Consider the following 17,010-nt stretch of genomic DNA (forward strand, 5'->3'; position numbering starts at 1 on the left):
CCGTTCCCAGTATTCTTCGATCATTTCCTGGGACAGCCCTTATAGTATTTAGTAAAATAATTGCATCTTTTATTTAAAGAATTTTCTTAAACATCTCGATAACTTGTTCTTTGCTAGGTATGAACGGATTGCCCGGAGCGCAAGCATCCTTCATTGAGTTCTCGGCAAGCAGATCCAAATCCACTTCATTTACACCTAGTTCAGAAAGTTTGGAAGGAATCCCAACTTCCTTCGACATGTCTTTGATTCTTTGGATTACATAGTCTGCGCATTCCTTATCCGTTTTCCCCTTATCTTCAAAACCGATGACCTTAGCGATGGCACGAAATTTCTCTGGTACATGCTTGGCGTTCTCCTCCTCCACAATCGGCAGCAGCATGGCATTGCAAACACCATGAGGCAAATCGTATACGCCGCCAAGCTGATGCGCCATCGCATGTACGTAACCCAATCCAGCATTATTAAATGCAAGTCCTCCCAAGAAAATAGCGTATACCATTTGCTCACGTGCTTCTATATCATGACCGTTGCTCACCGTACGGGTCAAATAATTAAAAATAATCTCTACTGCTGCCAACGCAGTCGCATCCGTTACAGGATAGGAACCTGGCGTAACCAAAGCTTCAATAGCGTGGGTCAAAGCATCTAGCCCTGTAGCTGCCGTTAACGCGGCGGGTTTATCTACCATCAGTTCAGGGTCGTTGACCGAAATCGTAGCTACACTATTCTTATCAACCATAACCATCTTGACCTTGCGCTCTTCGTCCGTAATGACATAATTAATCGTGATTTCAGCCGATGTTCCTGCTGTGGTATTAATAGCCACAATAGGAAGCGATTTATGCGTGGATTTATGAACGCCCTCATACTCGGTTATATGTCCCCCATTGGTAGCAATAATGCCGATTCCCTTAGCCGTATCCTGTGGTGATCCTCCGCCAATCGAAATTAAAAAGTCACATCCGTTTTCTTGCAGAAACTGAACACCATCATGTACATTTTTACAGCTCGGATTTGGTTTTACTTCATCGTATACCGCATAGTTCAATCCAATATCATCCAGCAAAGATGTAACCTTGCCTGCAATGCCACTCTTCATCAAAAATTTATCCGTAACGACTAGAGCTTTGTTTAAATTCAGTTCTTTTATATACGGCCCAACTTCATGCAAACATCCTGTTCCCATAAGATTGATAGATGGTACAAAAAATACATGTGCACTCATAAAAAATCGGCCTCCTAAGAATTCACTTCTTAATGCCTCGCTAAATACGGAATCAATCTCTAAAGTGAAATATTTCACAAATATAATTTTATCTTTACTTTGTTTTGATGTCAATAATAAAACACAGATATTATTTTGTTTTATGTTTGTTTGTTTTGTTTTATTAAATGAACCCAATATTTAGTACACAACTAATCGGATGCAGTCTCGTACAACTTAGATGAACATATTCACAATGAGGTGATAACAGCATGACAATCAACAAGAAAGCATTGCTAGCTCTGCTAGCGGTATCACTGCTCCAGGCAAACCCGTCGTATGCAAAGTCGGTACGGACGACTCCGGTGACAACCGTTTATGTAGATGACCGCCCGCTTCAGCTTGCCGTCCAGCCGCTGCTGCTAGACGGGACAACGCTCATCCCCATGCGCCAGTTGTTTGAGGCGCAAGGAGCCAGGCTGTCCTGGGATGGATCCGGCAAAACCGTAACGGCAACCAAAAACGACACGGTGCTGACCTATCGCATCGGGGAACTCGCTGCCACCTTAAACGGCGGTACGCTGTCCCTGAATGTTCCAGGACAGATTGTTGAGGGCAACACGATGATTCCACTGCGTTTTGTAAGCGAAGCACTTGGGAGCACAGTAAAGTGGGAGGCCTTGACCCGGACCATCCGAATTGCCTCTAGGGACGATTTTTTCACAACGGTTCTTTTCGGGGTCAACCTGCGCAGCAAACCGGATTCATCGATAGCTTCCTCTTCCCTACGGCTTATTCCAGCCGACGAAAAGGTTCATGTCATTCGCGAGGTCAATGCTCTCTGGCTGGAAGTGCGCACTAAAGACAACCTGACCGGATACATATCGGCTAAACCAAAATACAGCGATTATACCAGCCCATCCCTGGTGGAACGACAAGGAGATGAACTGATCGCCTACGGAGAGAAATTCCTTGGTACTCCTTATGAATTCGGAGCAGCAAGCGGCCAGACATCGACCTTTGATTGTTCTTCTTTTGTGGAGGAAGTGTTCCGGCATACGCTCTCTATCGACCTCCCTCGTGTCTCTTACGATCAGGCTAAAGAAGGCCGGAAAGTCGGGCTGAACGAGCTGCGCAAAGGCGATCTGCTGTTCTTCAGCGCACGCGGCCTGGAGATCGGCCATGTGGCGATCTATGCAGGGAACAACACATTGCTGCATACCGTCTCCAAAGAACGCGGCGTTCATTTTGACACGTTTGATGATAAATGGCAGAAACGTTTCGTCACAGCGCGCAGGCTGTTTTAGGACGAACCAGATAGCCAATAACAGGAGGATTCCAGTACCACATTCATTATCTTCTGATTGCCTTTTGCCGGACGCCTCCCTTGCGGTTTGCGTTCAGGCGGCAAAAGGTCTGGGTTCATTGTTAAATGGAGGTCTAACGTTTAAAGGCTACGAACGCATAAAAGATTGGATTGAGATGTTAATCGTTTTAAAATACTAAGTAGAGTCTGTTGATTATAGACAGGAGGAATCGTTATGCAATTTGAGACAAACCGGCTCATCATTCGTGATATTGGCAGATCCGATTGGGAAAGTATACATACGTACACGTCATTGCCTGAAGTTACTAGATATACGGCCTGGGGACCGAATACAGAAGAAGATACAAAGGCATATATAGAACAAGTTCTAGCTTCACAGCAGAGGCAGCACGAGCATTACTAGAGTTTGGATTTAGCACACTTGCTGTCCACCGTATTTATGCAACATGTCGTCCAGAAAATAAGGCTTCTGAGAAGGTTATGTAACAGATCGGAATGCAACGTGAAGGTTTGATGCGTGAACACTGGTACTACAAAGGCGAGTTTCATGATTCATATTTGTACTCTATTCTTGCTGAGGAATATAACAGGACATAGAAGGTATTTTTTTATATCTAAATATATTTTTATATTTTTCAACAGACAATTACTCCTTAAGAAACTTGTTGCTGCGATAAAATGATAGTTAAACCATTTTGACTATCTAGTTTGAAAATATATATAGTTGGAAATAGGTGTTGTTAAGAATCTGTCTGAGTCATTCTGTGAGGAGTTTTAACGACAAATAGGTTTGAGGGACTTTTCTGAACGATATAATTTTTAATTAAGGAGGGAACAACATGGAAGCTTTTGCAGAATATTTAGCGCATATTGATAACCCCCAACATCGGGCTCGAACGCAAGAAGTTTTGGCTTGGGTAACCAAGAAGTTTCCAAATTTAATGGCAAAAATTGCGTGGAGTCAGCCTATGTTTACGGATCACGGCACATTTATTATTGGCTTTAGCGTAGCCAAACATCATTTGGCCGTTGCCCCTGAAAAGGCAGGGATTAATCATTTTTCTGAGTTAATTGTGCAGGCTGGCTATGATCACACCAAGCAGTTGGTACGTATCCAGTGGGATAGTCCAGTTGATTTCTCATTACTTGAGAAAATGATCGAGTTTAATATTTTGGATAAGGCAGACTGTTCAACCTTTTGGCGGGAATAAAAAAGGTTCCTTTTCTCGTAAAACTATACATCGAGCATCACAAATAAGTATGTTTCTTCTCGCTCCTCTACCATCCTTCCAAATCTATCATGCTAATGACCCTTAAAGTAACACTATGCTATAATGTGGAAAGTATGGATTGTTACATGCACAGGAGGATTGGAGCAAAATGATTGGGAAATTTTTAATTTTCTCTCTACTATGGAGTTTGCTCGGCAACCCGTTTTTGGCAATGCTCGTACTCCTAATCGTGATCTACATATTGGATCGCAGCTTTGTCGGTGTATTGCCCAGCATCAGCAAACCATGGAAAAGAAGACGCAATGCCGCTCGATTGCGCCAACAGATTACGCTAAACGCCAACGATGTGGCTGCCAAGTTCGATTTGGCTCGTATCTGGATCGAAAGCAAGAAATATCCTCAGGCTTTGGAGCTGTTATTGGAAATTCAATCCCGTTATGAAGAATCAGCAGACTATTGGAACGCACGGGGAACGGCTGAAATACATACGGGCCATATGGAGGATGGAGAACAGGATTTACTGAAAGCACTGGACATTAACCCACGAGTGCAATACGGTGAGCCTTATTTGCATTTAGCCGCTGCTTTCAAAGAACGCGACGTCAATAAGTCGCTTCATTATCTGCAGCAGTTTCAGGAGATTCAGTCTTCTTCCAGTGAGGGCTATTATCTGACAGGCTTGATGTACCGTATGCTGGGACGCAAGGATGAGGCCACTGTAGCCTTTAACCAGTCCATTGCCGTCTATCGCTCTCTGCCCAAATACCGTAAACGAAGTGAGCGCAAGTGGGCTGTACGTAGCTTATTCCGTAAATTAATCGGCTAAACAGATATATTTATTTTCTTAACGACCTTTCTCTTCTTTTGAGAAAGGTCGTTTTTACGTTTGTCTACCATGTACTTCCACGGACCTGAATCGGCTCCCTTTCGCATCCTGAATTTGGGGTATTTTTTTGTAATCAGTTGTTGACATGCCACAAATCAGGTCATATAATCCGCTTATGTACTGATGAGTTTATACATAAACTTCAAAGTACAAAAAGACAGAAAGGATGATCATCTTGTTAAAACCCAGTCTCTACATATCTGCTATATTCATTCTTCTGTTCACCTCAGCTTGCTCATCTACAGGATCGAGTAATAATGAAGCAGCAGAACAACAAAAGCAAAAGGTGGAAGTGATGGTTGTTAAAAAAGAACCGCTGTCTGCTTCTTTTGACCTTTCAGGCACACTACAGCCCTATGAGGATACCTCCGTATCTTTTGAGTTATCTGGACTGATTCGCGACACAGTAGTCAATGTGGGAGACTCCGTATCCCAGGGGCAGATCTTGACGATGCTTGATTCATCCAGCTACCAGCTACAACTGGAGCAGGCTAGTACAGCTATCCTTGAAGCACAGGCAGGTATCAAAAATGCTACAGCTGCCATTTCAAGTGCAGATGCCTCCATTCAATCCGCCGACGCGCAAAAGGCAGCAGCTCAAGCTGGAGTTAACAAAGTGAACAAGGGTGCCCGTGAGCAGGAAAGGGCACAGGTCCGTACCAAAGTGCAAAGAGCACAGTCCGCTTTGACTAAAGCACAGGCTACCGCTGAACGCACCAAGCTTTTATATGATCAGGGAGCTGCAACCAAAAACGATTATGAAAATGCGCAGCTCGCTTTGACCAATGCCACCAAGGACCTGGAGGATACACAAGAAGCCCTCTCCTTAATCCAGGAGGGAGCAACATTGGAAGATCGGCAATCGGCAGAATCCAGCCTACAGCAAGCCCAAGCTGGGAAAGAAGCTGCTATCGCTGCGAAGGAACAGGCAGAAGCCTCCCGAGATAACTCAACTGCGGCATATCAACAGGCGGTCATTGCCAAAAAGCAAGCCGAACTTTCCCTCTCCAAGACAGCTTTAAAAGCCCCCATTTCCGGCGTTATTCTGGAGAAAAAGGCAACGGTGGGACAATTGGCGAGCACTGGACAGCCGATATATCGTATCGGACAAATCGACAAGCTCAAGGTGCTGCTCCCTGTTCCCGATCATGAAATCACGAACTGGAAGCAAGGTCAGACAGTCCAACTTCAACTGTACGATGAGAACAGAGAAGGAACGGTCAGCAAAATTTATCCGGTCACCAACACCAATACGGGCAGTATCAACGTAGAAGTGATTGTTCCTAACCCCCAGCATGATTGGGCCCCGGGACAAGTCATAAAGGCAGGCCGCCAACTGACTCAGAGTGAGCAAATTTTGCTCCCAGCCAAAGCTGTCATTAATAACGGTACAGATACTTTTGTCTATAAAGTGGTGAACAACAAAGCGGTCAAGACGGTCGTGAATGTCGGTCAGATGTCCAACAATAAGCTCGAAATTACCAAGGGGCTGAATGTCGGGGATCGTATCGTTACCACCGGAGTAAACCTGATCTACGATGGGCTGCTCGTTCAGATCATGGGGGGAACGAGCAAATGATTGCATATTTTATCAAAAAGAAAAAACTGACCCTCTTTATTTTTATCATGGCGATTGTTGCCGGGCTATATAGTGTCTCTCAACTTCCCCGGCAGGAAACGCCGGATATTATCAAGAAAACCGCTGTGGTCACGACCCTCTACCCTGGAGCTACCCCCCAAAAGGTAGAACAAACGGTCACGAAGCCTCTGGAACAAAAAATGAAAGAAATCAATCATATTAAAAAGATTTCTTCTACATCCGAAAATGGACTTTCGACGATTATCATTGAGACAGAAGGCAACGCCAATGCCGCAGAAGTCTGGGATACATTACGCAAAAAAATGAACGATGCCCAATCTTTTCTGCCCACAGATGCTCAAAAGCCTGTCGTTAACGATGATTTGAATAAAGTATTTATCCATTCCTACGCCATCACGGGGGACTCTGTGGAGCAATTGTATCAACTAAATGATATGGTGATATCATGGAAGGATCAATTAAAAACCATTCCCGGTGTATCGGAAGTAACAATCAAGGGATTACCGGATCAAGAGGTTCAGATTCAGATTGATGCTCAAAAGCTCCAACAGTACCATATCAGTTGGGAACAGCTCATGAGTGCAGTGCAGAAGGAAAATGAGCAATATCCGATAGGCAATCTGGATTACAATGAACGTACCTATCGCTTGAATGTAAAGCAATCCAAGGATGCTCAGGATTTGAGTAAAGTCATTATTTCCAGAACAGACAGCGGTGCTCCTGTGTATCTCAGTGATGTGGGCACCGTATTGCTTACACATAACACCAGCAGCTATATGGCCTTTTTTAACGGTAAACCAGCTATTACGCTGACGATTAACGGTAATACCGGCTCTGACGTAGACACGATTTATAGCAAAGTAAATAAAGAAATGCAGTTGTTAAAACCAGACCTGCCTAATACGTTTCAACTGAATACGTTATTTTCACAGACCGAGCGGATTGATCATATTTTTCATGGCTTGACCCGTGAATTGCTGTTTGCCATTGCGGCGGTTGTGATCGTATGTACATTGGGCTTGAATCTGATTACATCCTCTTTTGTGGCACTGGCTATTCCTATTTCAATCGCCATAGGTCTCATTATTCTCCCTATGCTCGGAATAACATTGAATCAGGTTACGGTCATTGGCTTAATTATTGTAATGGGGATTCTAGTCGATGATGCTGTGGTGGTTAATGATAATATTGAACGCAGAATGATGACCTTGGGCGAGAGTCCCAAGATAGCAGCATTAAATGGAACGAAAGAAGTTTCCATTTCCATTTTGACCGCAACCCTGGCAACTGTAGCCTCCTTTGCCCCGCTGTTCTTTTTATCAGGCGATGCAGGCTCCCTTATCAAACCACTACCGTTTGCTGTTATCTTTACGTTATTGGCTTCCATGCTTATGTCCTTTACCGTCATCCCAATCTTTAGAGAATGGTATGGACAACGAAATCAAAAAACGCCCAACTCCACCATGAAGCCGTCGGGACTGCTGGGAAAACAAATTGATGCTCTTCGTAACGTATATACCAGCAAGCTGATTCCGAGAGTCATTAAGCAACCTGGATTATATGCTGCATTAGGATTATTGATCAGTACCACGCTGTACGGCATACTTGCTCTGATTCCGATCGACCTGTTCCCCAGAACCAACGATCCGGAATTAAGCATTAATGTGCGTATGCCTACAGGTACTTCTATAGAAGAAACCAAGCGGGTCACCGAGGATATTGCCAAATGGGTGAAGCAGCAACCTCATGTGGAGACGATCAGTTATGCGGCTGGCGGCGACGCTCCCCGGTTGTTTCAAGATATGACCGCTGACGCCAAAACAGGCACAACCGTGGGTCAAATTGCTATTATTGGGGAAGAAGGTGCATTTGATCCCGATGAAATGGCAGACAAATGGCCCTCCATCTTAAAGGATCGTTATCCGGGTCAATCCATTTCTTTGAAAATAGCCAAAGTGGGGGTGCCTCTCGGTAAGCCGATCTCCATTCGGATTTTAGGCAATGATGTAGATCAGTTGCGTTCGTTGTCACAGCAGTTAAAAGAAGGCATTATGGCTACCAGAGGAACACAGGACATACAAGATAATATGGAAAATGAAGGATATACGTTAGATTTCCAAATCAACAAACAAGCGATGGATCAATATCAGGTAAGCAATAATGATCTGACACGTACACTCTTGTTAATGGGTAATGGCGTGAGCTTTAGCCGATTTGATACGGGGAAAGATTTGATCAATATTAAGCTGAAGCTAAGCCAAACCGATCAAAATCCTGAAATTTTGTTTCAGCAATTGAATGTGACCAATGCCAATGGTATTCAAATCCCTTTATCTCAATTGGCTGAGTTGAAACCATCCTTTGCAACACAAAAAATTAACCATTATAATTTAAAACGTTCGATTACTGTTGAAGCTGAAGTTCACGGGCGTACAGCTTCCGAAGTCATGAAGGATGTCAAGCTTAAATTGCAGGATATTAAATTTCCTCCAGGCTACACTTGGGAAATTGGGGGCGAGATTTCAGGACAAGATGACATTTTATCAGAAATAGGATGGTTATATGTTGTCGTCATACTATTAATCTTCATGCTGATCTTTTTGCAATTTTATTCTTTCTCGACTCCACTCATCATATTGACTACCGTGTATATGGCAGCAGCAGGCGGATTTCTTGGCTTGTTCATTCTAAATACGCCGGTTAGTTTTATGGGCGTGTTGGGCTTAATGACCTTGGCAGGTATTGTCGTACGTAACGGCATTGTGCTGATTGAGTTTATTGAGGATGCAAGACGTGAAGGGATCGAACTGAAGGAGGCTGTTGTTGCAGCGACCAAAGCGCGTTTCCGCCCCATATTGCTTACTTCACTGACAGCCATTGTCGGTCTGATTCCGATTGCTCTTATTGGGGAACTTATGTTTAGACCTCTGGCGTATACCATTATGTTTGGATTGATGTACTCGACCATTCTTACGATGTTTGTGGTTCCGTCCCTGTATATGGTTATTGCCCGCTGGAAATTAAAGAGACAGAGCAAAAAATTGGGGGTACAATGAAAAAAATAACGAGTGAAGATATTATCTATGCCGCCCTTTCCCTGTTTTCTGAAAAAGGGTACGATGCCACCTCGGTGGATGAAATTGCCCGCGAAAGCGGGATGGTGAAGGCTTCCTTTTATAAATACTTTCAAAGTAAAGAAGAGTTGCTGCTGGGGACAATCGTCCTGATTGAAAAGCTTCTTGATGCAGATATTAAAGAACTTTATTTGAAGCACCAGCTACCTTCCCCTGAAAAGTTGAGACAACTGTATTTGATTGCGCTGGGCCGGATTTATAAGAATAAAGTTCATTTGCTGGTATACTCCGTCCCTTTAATCGGTTCTAAGGAAGAAAAAATCGCACAAGCCATTGATCGTGTTGAACTTTATTTGTCTAACGTGATGGTTGATTTCTTAATTGATGCTTATGGACAATCCATAAAAAACTATGCGTATGATATTGAGTTTGTCGTCAAAAGCATGATTGTCAATTCCCTCCGATTGAGCGATTCAGAGCTGTCCTGGACGGAGCAGCAAACACTGGCTGAATTTATGCTCAGCATTACGGATATGCTGGCACAAGGAATGCTGAGCCCTGATGTTCAACATCAAATCATGTGGGGCCGCGATTCCGTATTCCATGAAGATTCTGATCAAATCTGGACCAAGGGAAAACAAATCTCCTATGCACTGCAACGTATGGATACGGTTCTGAAACAAACTAAATTAAATGAAGCTCCCCGGAATGAATATGTGCAAATCCTAAGCAGATTAAAGGGTGAACTCTCGGAAGAAAACGTGGAAATAGCTCACGTGAAAGCCCTCCTTCTATTTTTGGGTCAGCTGCCCGAGTTACTGGAAGACTGCACCAAGCTGAAGGCTATATTGGAAGTTTAGCACGCCGAAATGCAGAAAAAGAGGTTCATGATGGTCAGTTGCTACTGCCATCATGAACCTCTTTCTTTAATATACTTTGTCCGATCCAAAGCATCCTCTCACGCTCACCGTAACGGCGCATAACCAAGCCGATTCAGCTCTTCTGCAATCACGCGATAACCACGACTGTTCGGATGCACCCGATCTAACGAAAGCAGTGCCCGTTCATAGCCCTCAAATGCGGTATAAATGTTCGCCACCCGATAATTTGGTCCGCCCAATGTATAGAGAAACGAGTTATACTGGCGCACATATACTCCCGCCTCCCTCACCCCTGGAAAAGGATTATATAATCCCACCATTCGGATGATAAATGGCTCACGCTGACCGAACTTTATCTGATACAGGGCATGTACAATTTGGCGCACATGTTCTTTTGTGTGATTCAACGCTTGCGGAATGGAAGAACCCGACAAGCCGGAACCTCCAGCAAGGGCGCTGATGTATGGGCGCAGATCATTTCCGCCGATCGTTACGGTTATAAGTTCAGCCCGGCTGAGCGCCGACCGAAAAAGCGGATTGTTGCGGACCATTGACAGCAACTCCTGCGATGTCAGCCCATTGATTCCGAGATTCTCGTAACTGACTGGCGTACGGAGATGTCTTTCTGCCATTCGCCGATAGATAGGTACAAATCCGCCGCTCAGCAACGTCCCTGCACCTGTTGTTAAAGAATCTCCAATCGCTGTGTAATGGTACGCCAATGAAACTCACCTCCCTCTTTCTACATAACATATCTTATGTAGAAAGAGGGACGCGGGACCCGGAGATTCGCTTATTCTTCGTCTATTTCATATACACAATGGAATTGCCCACCCTCTGGCAAATCCTCTGATCCATAGACGGCAAAGCCCACGTTGCGGAAGAAATCTGCCCCCTCCGCATCCGTGTCCACAGTAAGCCGTTTCGGATTACGCTCCTGAATGAGCGTAAGCAGCATACCTCTGGCATATCCTCTATGACGGTTTTCAGGCAACACGGCCAGATGACGAATTACGGTTGTCCCATCCTCCTGCTCCTCAAAGCCGACAATACCTACAATAAGTCCTTCATCTTCTACACCGAACAGCTTCCAGTCATTCGAGGCTTGATAGGTACGTAAAGCTGCTTCTCCGCGTTCAGGGTGATCCAGCACAGCGTAGGTTAACAGCTCCAGAACCTCCTCACGATCTGAATCTGTTTTTATATTTTTAAACATTGTTTGTCGTCTCTCCTTAATATCCTGAAATTAGGATTACACTCTAATTCTCCATAATAAGCAACGGCCAGTTATCAAGCCATTGCTTCTCAAATACACGCTGACGAAAAGCCGTTGTGTGACGAAACAAAGGGCTTTGCCGTACCCGCATATCCAGTAAATCTTCCAATCCATGCGGACAAATGACCTCTATTTGATCCTTGTCATTCAATCTAACCGCCACAGCCGTTGCCGTCTCTGGCCAGCGACTCATCGCATCCTCTACCGAGGAATACGGAGCCTCACCGTTGCGAATATGCATCCGAGCTTGATTTTTGACAGACCAGTTACGTCCGGCCTGCTTACGGTTCAAGGACAATTCTAGATACTCATCTCGTTCCTCTAGCGTATTTTTCGGGTCAAAATAAATAACATCAATATCGTTTAAAGGTGTAGCAGTTGTATAGCCATGGAGCTTGTCCCAAACCCGGTTACGTACATAGCCTGCGGCAATACATCCTTGTGGCAACTTCAGCTCTCGCACATAGCGCAAGTCTTGCAGTACCTGCGGATCATTCATATATTGTATGATTCGTAGCGCATTTTCTTCCGACTTCATCCTGCACTCAACTCCCTTTTTATGATGACAGTTGCTGCACCGATTCTCCTCCCTGAGCCGCGATCCGTGCTGTACGCTGTACCAGACGGCGGCGTGCGACCAGAAGGAATGGAATACCAATCACAACCGACAGGGCAACCGGAACAAAAACGGCAAGCGGCGCCGTTTGACCATAGATATCCAGCAACCAGCCACCAAATAAAGGAGCCAGCACGCTTCCCAAATTATTAAAGCCGATTGTACCGAAGTAGGTCCCTTTATATTGAGCATCTGCAATTTGGTCAATCAATACGTCCAGCATCGTGAACAATAACACTTCACCAACCGTAAACAGCACCATATCCAGTATAAACATCCAGCCTGAGTTTAGCATACCGCACAGCAACAGGCTGACCGCAATACATATATTCCCTGCAATCAAGGAATTTACCGGGGAAAATCGGCTTGCCAGTCGCACCAGCGGATATTGAAATGCCAATACACAAACCGCGTTGACCGTCAGCATGTATGTAAACCATCGGGTTCCTTCTGCGAAGGATAAGGACAAGAATTGAGGCATTGTGGAATTGGAATGCGCATAGCCCATCACACAAAATACCGTTCCCAGCAAAATTGGCATAAACACCGGGTCACGGCTGGCTGTACGGAATGCCTCACCCATTCGCAGTGGAGCCTCTCCCGCTGTTGTACCTATATGCAGATCCGATGCATACCGGGCAAATTGGATCAACAACAGTACCCCGTACAATGCGTACACACCAGCAGCAACCATAAACGGCGTACCCGTGGATGCAGATCCTAACATTAAACCAAGCAACGGTCCTGCCACCACCCCAACATTAATGGCCGCATATCTCATATTGTAGATAAGCAGTCTTTTCTCCTTCGGGGTTACATCTGATAACAGCGCCCGCGAGGTTGGCTCGAACAAGGATCTGCACAGTCCATTCAGTGCATTAATGACAAAAAAGGCCCAGGCCGCTTCCGCCAACGCAAAAGCAACGAATACAAGCGCCCAGCTCGCAATGGACACCAGCATCACCTTACGCCGTCCGATTCGATCTGAAATATATCCACCGTAAAAGCTGGCAAAAATGCCGACCAACGAGCTGACCGATACGATCACCCCCGTATGAAAGGGGGACACCCCTAAACGGGTGGTAAGATAAATAGACAAAAACGGGATACTCATGGATGTCGCCATCCGCCCAAAAATAGTACCGACAATAATCGTCCAGGCCAACGGGTGAATAGAACGCAACTGTTCTTTCATATATGTCTCTTACGTCCTCCTTCCGTATGCAAGTCTAACAAGGGGGAAACCTGTCTAGCACTGGTGAATATAGCGTTCCAGTTCTGAACACGTTGCTTGATAGACAGATTGGAGCGCAGACAACTTCGCTTTCGCATTCTCGAGTCGGTTCTCCCGTGCAAGCTGTTCAATATCGGACAGCAACGAGGACAAACGTCCGACACCCAGACTCACGCTGCCTGATTTCAACTCATGAGCAGCCTCTACTACTTTTGTGGCTTCGCCCGCAGCAGCCAGTTCAATTAACTTATTGATTTTGGCAGGTGTATCACTTGTATACATTTCGACCAATGACTCCAGTAGTCCCGTGCTGCCATCCTCGTCCAGCAGCATAATTTCACGTATAACCTCCTCATCCAAAATCGGCTCGGTTTCCGGCTTTGGAAGCCATTTTACAAGCTTTTCAGAGAGCTTTTCAATCGTTACTGGCTTCATCAAGTAATCGTTCACTCCAACCTCCTGACCCCGTGCCTGATCCTCCTCGGACACATTTCCGGTCAAAGAAATGATCGGTACAGGTGGTTGCTGGTTTTCTGCTTCCCACTGTCGGATCGCTTTCGCCGCATCATGACCATTCAGCAGAGGCATATGATGATCCATTAGAATACAAGCGTAGGATCGTTCGGAGGCCGCTCTTACAGCAGCTTGTCCATCCTCAGCAAAATCAATATGCTGGAATCCCAAGTGGTTAAGCTGTAATTGCACCACCTGCCGATTCACCCGATTATCCTCAGCCACCAAAATAGTTTGAGAATGACTATGCTCACGCAGCAACTCGCTAAATGCCTTCAAATCACCATTTTCATACTTCTCCATTTCGTCTGCCTGCTCCGATCCTTTCATGAGGGGAATTTCAAACCAGAACGTAGAGCCTTGGCCTTCTTTACTGACGACCCCAATTTCTCCCTGCATGAGTTCCACAAATGAACTGCATATCCATAGCCCTAGACCCGTTCCTCCATATTGGGAGGCGCTGCCTTCACCGGCTTGTACATAAGGCTGAAACAGCTTATTCTGATCCTCCGGTGAAATACCAATACCCGAATCCTGCACCTCAAACCGAACACGTTGGGAATCTTTTGTTTCCTCCACCAATTTTGTTCGAATGATGAGCAATCCTTCACTGGTAAATTTATTCGCATTGTTCAACAGATTGAGCAAGATCTGCATGATCCTTGCCGAATCTCCTTCCAGATGCTCTGCCACACCGGAATCGGTCTCTATACTCAAACGGTTACCCATCTGATAGATTTGTGGCTCCAACAACTGAGCAACGTGGCTCATAATCGCCTGCACTCTGACGTTTCCGATCTCCAGTTCCATCTGTCCTGCTTCCACTTTAGATATATCGAGCAGATTATTAATCATGTTCAACAACAGAGAGGCTGACTCACGTATGACACCGATGGCCTGCCGTTGATCTGGGGAAAGTTTGGATGAACCTAACATTTCAATCATTCCAAGTATTCCGTTCATTGGCGTTCTGAATTCATGACTAACCACAGCCAGAAAAGTGCTCTTTAGGTCATTAGCCCGTACCGCTTCTTCCTTCGTCCGTGTTAATTCCGCATTGCTTTTGGCAAGCTGACGCTGCAGATTGACCAGCTCGTTGTTCATTGATGAAAATTCATTCAGCAACTTTTCTTCCTCAGCCTTGCTTTTCACAATCTCATCCGTTAATTGTTCGACCGTTTTCCGCAGGACAGCCATTTCTGCTGTCGGTTCCTTCATATTAAAAGGCCCCCTTTACAAAATGACTACAGGTTCACATAACTAACCTTATTTCCTGAGCGAAAGTAAGTCCCCTGCAACCTCCAGCGCTTCCTCCGCACCTGGTGCGTATCCGTCCGCCCCTACTTCCTGCCACAAGTGGGAATCGAGATTAAAAGGCAAGCCTCCGACCATAATTTTCACATGGCTAGTCGTTGGGTCTTGCTGAATGAGAGCAATCAACTCTTTCACTAGATGGACATGGTAAGCCATGGTAGCTGAGATAGCCACCACATCCGCCTTGTAACTCACAATGGCCTGAAGCAGACTCCGGTTAGGTACATTGGCGCCTAAATAATACGTATCCCAACCATCCATTTCAAATATATCAGCCAGCATACGCAGACCAATTTCATGCTGCTCGCTGCCTACACACGCCGCCACGAGGCAGCGTTCCTTATTTCCATTCCCCATCCATTGGGGGTACAGGCTGGAAATAATAAATTGAGTCACAGCAGTGCAAAAATGCTCTTGACCGACGGTGATTTTGCCTTCATGCCATAGACGACCTATTTCATATTGCGAAATTTGAAAAATATATTTATACGTATGTTGAATAGAGATACCCTCATCCAGCAAACGGACGATCCAATCCAAAGCCTGTCTGCGATTACCTGAGAGTAAATATTCCAAATATTGAGCCACGTCAGCAGCATAGGGATTATCATCTATAATAAAAGAGGCATACTCCTCTTTCTTCCCTATTTGCTGTATCCCCAAATCCAGATGCTCCAGCACCATAGCTTTATCTGTATGATCGAAATGCTCTACCAACGTCTCCTGGATTAATCTGAAATTGATGCTCAAATCTTCTTGGGTTATGCCGAAACCCTCCAGAAGCTTTTTTAACCAAGAAACATACTGTGTAAATAAAATAGGGCTGTTCATGATTACACTTTCAGCTAAATAGTTCAAACTATATATAGAATCCTGTTTTGTCTTTATTTTACCGTTATCCCCAAAACGCTGCAAAAGATCGGGCTGTAATTCGTATTGCTTATGGGTAACTAATTCAGCCAAAGCTCCTGCTTGCATCAATAGCGATTCACCTGCGGTATATTGCTGTATACTCATGTACAGCTCCTTCCCCGACAAGGTATTGTATTCGAAACAGATACTGGGGATTTGTTCCAGACGTGACTATTAGACAATTATACCTGATTTGCGTCTCTACATTAACCCTACTCCCCAAAATACGACAAAAAAATAAAATACCGAGAAGTCGGTATTTTATCTAAAGCAAATTTAACCTGCACATGCACAATTTATGATCCGTTACTCTTCTGCCCCTCAGCCGTGAGTCCAAGCTTTTTTAACAGATGAATAGCCTGCTCCTTCTCTTCCACGGATAAGCCATCCACGGTCTCCATAATGACACGATGATGCTGCGGGAATATTTGCTCAAAGAAATGGCGTCCATCATCAGTCAATTCTGCATAAATCACACGCCGATCATCTTGTGATGCACGACGGGTAAGCAAGTTTTTTTTCTGAAGTTTATCTACCACGTACGTAATATTCCCACTAGAGATTAGTACCTTTTCTCCAATCTTCTGCAAAGGCTGTGGTCCCCGATAATACAGCAGATCAAGCACACCAAATTCTGTTGTATTTAAACCATGACTATGAATGTCCCGATTCGTACGGGACGTGACCGAATTATAAGCACGAGCCAGAACAACGAACAAATTAAGCGCTAAGTCCTGATCATCTGGTTTTACAGACATATTAACAGCCTCCGTTACTCATATCTTTATTCCAAGATATCTTAATTGTGCGCTTTTGTCAAGTTTAAGCGTTCCTTCCCCTGCTCCTACGGCCTATAAATGGAGGAATTACCGTCTATTATGTGAAGGTTACAGTTCATTATGTAAAAAAAGCCCGCTCTCAGTCAGTCTTAATGCACTGAT

The 17,010-nt window shown here is 44.8% G+C and carries 14 protein-coding genes and 1 pseudogene; 7 read left to right on the top strand and 8 right to left on the bottom strand.

What is annotated here, in order from left to right:
* Nucleotides 1–73: 73 nt before the first annotated feature.
* Nucleotides 74–1,225, bottom strand: coding sequence for an iron-containing alcohol dehydrogenase (locus NLX73_RS08240; protein ID WP_254325851.1), 1,152 nt, complete (start codon nt 1,223–1,225; stop codon nt 74–76).
* 251 nt (nt 1,226–1,476) lie between these two features.
* Here NLX73_RS08240 and NLX73_RS08245 point away from each other — a divergent pair, with 251 nt between their 5' ends.
* From NLX73_RS08245 to NLX73_RS08275, 7 genes and pseudogenes are all read left to right on the top strand, one after another.
* Nucleotides 1,477–2,511: a C40 family peptidase gene (locus tag NLX73_RS08245; RefSeq protein WP_254325852.1), complete on the top strand. Its 1,035-nt coding sequence runs from the start codon at nt 1,477–1,479 to the stop codon at nt 2,509–2,511.
* A gap of 234 nt (nt 2,512–2,745) precedes the next feature.
* A pseudogene (locus NLX73_RS08250) lies at nt 2,746–3,128 on the top strand (GNAT family N-acetyltransferase).
* A gap of 242 nt (nt 3,129–3,370) precedes the next feature.
* Nucleotides 3,371–3,742, top strand: coding sequence for an iron chaperone (locus NLX73_RS08255; RefSeq protein ID WP_025718556.1), 372 nt, complete (start codon nt 3,371–3,373; stop codon nt 3,740–3,742).
* Nucleotides 3,743–3,911: 169 nt separating this feature from the next.
* Nucleotides 3,912–4,589 (top strand): tetratricopeptide repeat protein, encoded by a 678-nt coding sequence (locus tag NLX73_RS08260; protein WP_254325853.1) that lies wholly within the window; start codon nt 3,912–3,914, stop codon nt 4,587–4,589.
* 226 nt (nt 4,590–4,815) lie between these two features.
* Entirely contained in the window at nt 4,816–6,228 is a 1,413-nt protein-coding gene (locus NLX73_RS08265) for an efflux RND transporter periplasmic adaptor subunit (RefSeq protein WP_483311700.1), read from the top strand.
* A complete protein-coding gene (locus tag NLX73_RS08270) occupies nt 6,225–9,305 on the top strand; it encodes an efflux RND transporter permease subunit (protein ID WP_254325855.1) in 3,081 nt (1,026 codons plus the stop codon). The genes NLX73_RS08265 and NLX73_RS08270 overlap by 4 nt, the downstream gene beginning before the upstream one ends.
* On the top strand, nt 9,302–10,183 hold the full coding sequence (locus NLX73_RS08275) for a TetR/AcrR family transcriptional regulator (RefSeq protein WP_254325856.1): 882 nt from the start codon (nt 9,302–9,304) through the stop codon (nt 10,181–10,183). The genes NLX73_RS08270 and NLX73_RS08275 overlap by 4 nt, the downstream gene beginning before the upstream one ends.
* Before the next feature lie 104 nt (nt 10,184–10,287).
* Here the strand turns inward: NLX73_RS08275 and NLX73_RS08280 are convergent, their stop codons facing one another.
* The 7 genes from NLX73_RS08280 to NLX73_RS08310 all read right to left on the bottom strand — a co-directional run bounded on the left by NLX73_RS08280 (nt 10,288) and on the right by NLX73_RS08310 (nt 16,827).
* A complete protein-coding gene (locus tag NLX73_RS08280; protein ID WP_254325857.1) occupies nt 10,288–10,926 on the bottom strand; it encodes a GDSL-type esterase/lipase family protein in 639 nt (212 codons plus the stop codon).
* Between the two features lie 71 nt (nt 10,927–10,997).
* Complete coding sequence (locus NLX73_RS08285) at nt 10,998–11,420, bottom strand: GNAT family N-acetyltransferase (protein WP_254325858.1); 423 nt, start codon at nt 11,418–11,420, stop codon at nt 10,998–11,000.
* Nucleotides 11,421–11,463: 43 nt separating this feature from the next.
* Nucleotides 11,464–12,018: a nucleotidyltransferase family protein gene (locus NLX73_RS08290; protein ID WP_165175713.1), complete on the bottom strand. Its 555-nt coding sequence runs from the start codon at nt 12,016–12,018 to the stop codon at nt 11,464–11,466.
* A 19-nt stretch (nt 12,019–12,037) separates the two neighbouring features.
* Complete coding sequence (locus NLX73_RS08295; RefSeq protein WP_013309823.1) at nt 12,038–13,291, bottom strand: MDR family MFS transporter; 1,254 nt, start codon at nt 13,289–13,291, stop codon at nt 12,038–12,040.
* Nucleotides 13,292–13,345: 54 nt separating this feature from the next.
* Nucleotides 13,346–15,061, bottom strand: coding sequence for an ATP-binding protein (locus NLX73_RS08300; RefSeq protein WP_254325859.1), 1,716 nt, complete (start codon nt 15,059–15,061; stop codon nt 13,346–13,348).
* Nucleotides 15,062–15,109: 48 nt separating this feature from the next.
* Entirely contained in the window at nt 15,110–16,174 is a 1,065-nt protein-coding gene (locus tag NLX73_RS08305) for a cobalamin B12-binding domain-containing protein (protein WP_254325860.1), read from the bottom strand.
* A 191-nt stretch (nt 16,175–16,365) separates the two neighbouring features.
* Complete coding sequence (locus NLX73_RS08310) at nt 16,366–16,827, bottom strand: MarR family winged helix-turn-helix transcriptional regulator (RefSeq protein ID WP_013309820.1); 462 nt, start codon at nt 16,825–16,827, stop codon at nt 16,366–16,368.
* Nucleotides 16,828–17,010: the final 183 nt, after the last annotated feature.

Source organism: Paenibacillus sp. CH40 (assembly GCF_024213605.1).
Taxonomy (GTDB): Bacteria; Bacillota; Bacilli; order Paenibacillales; family Paenibacillaceae; genus Paenibacillus; species Paenibacillus polymyxa_B.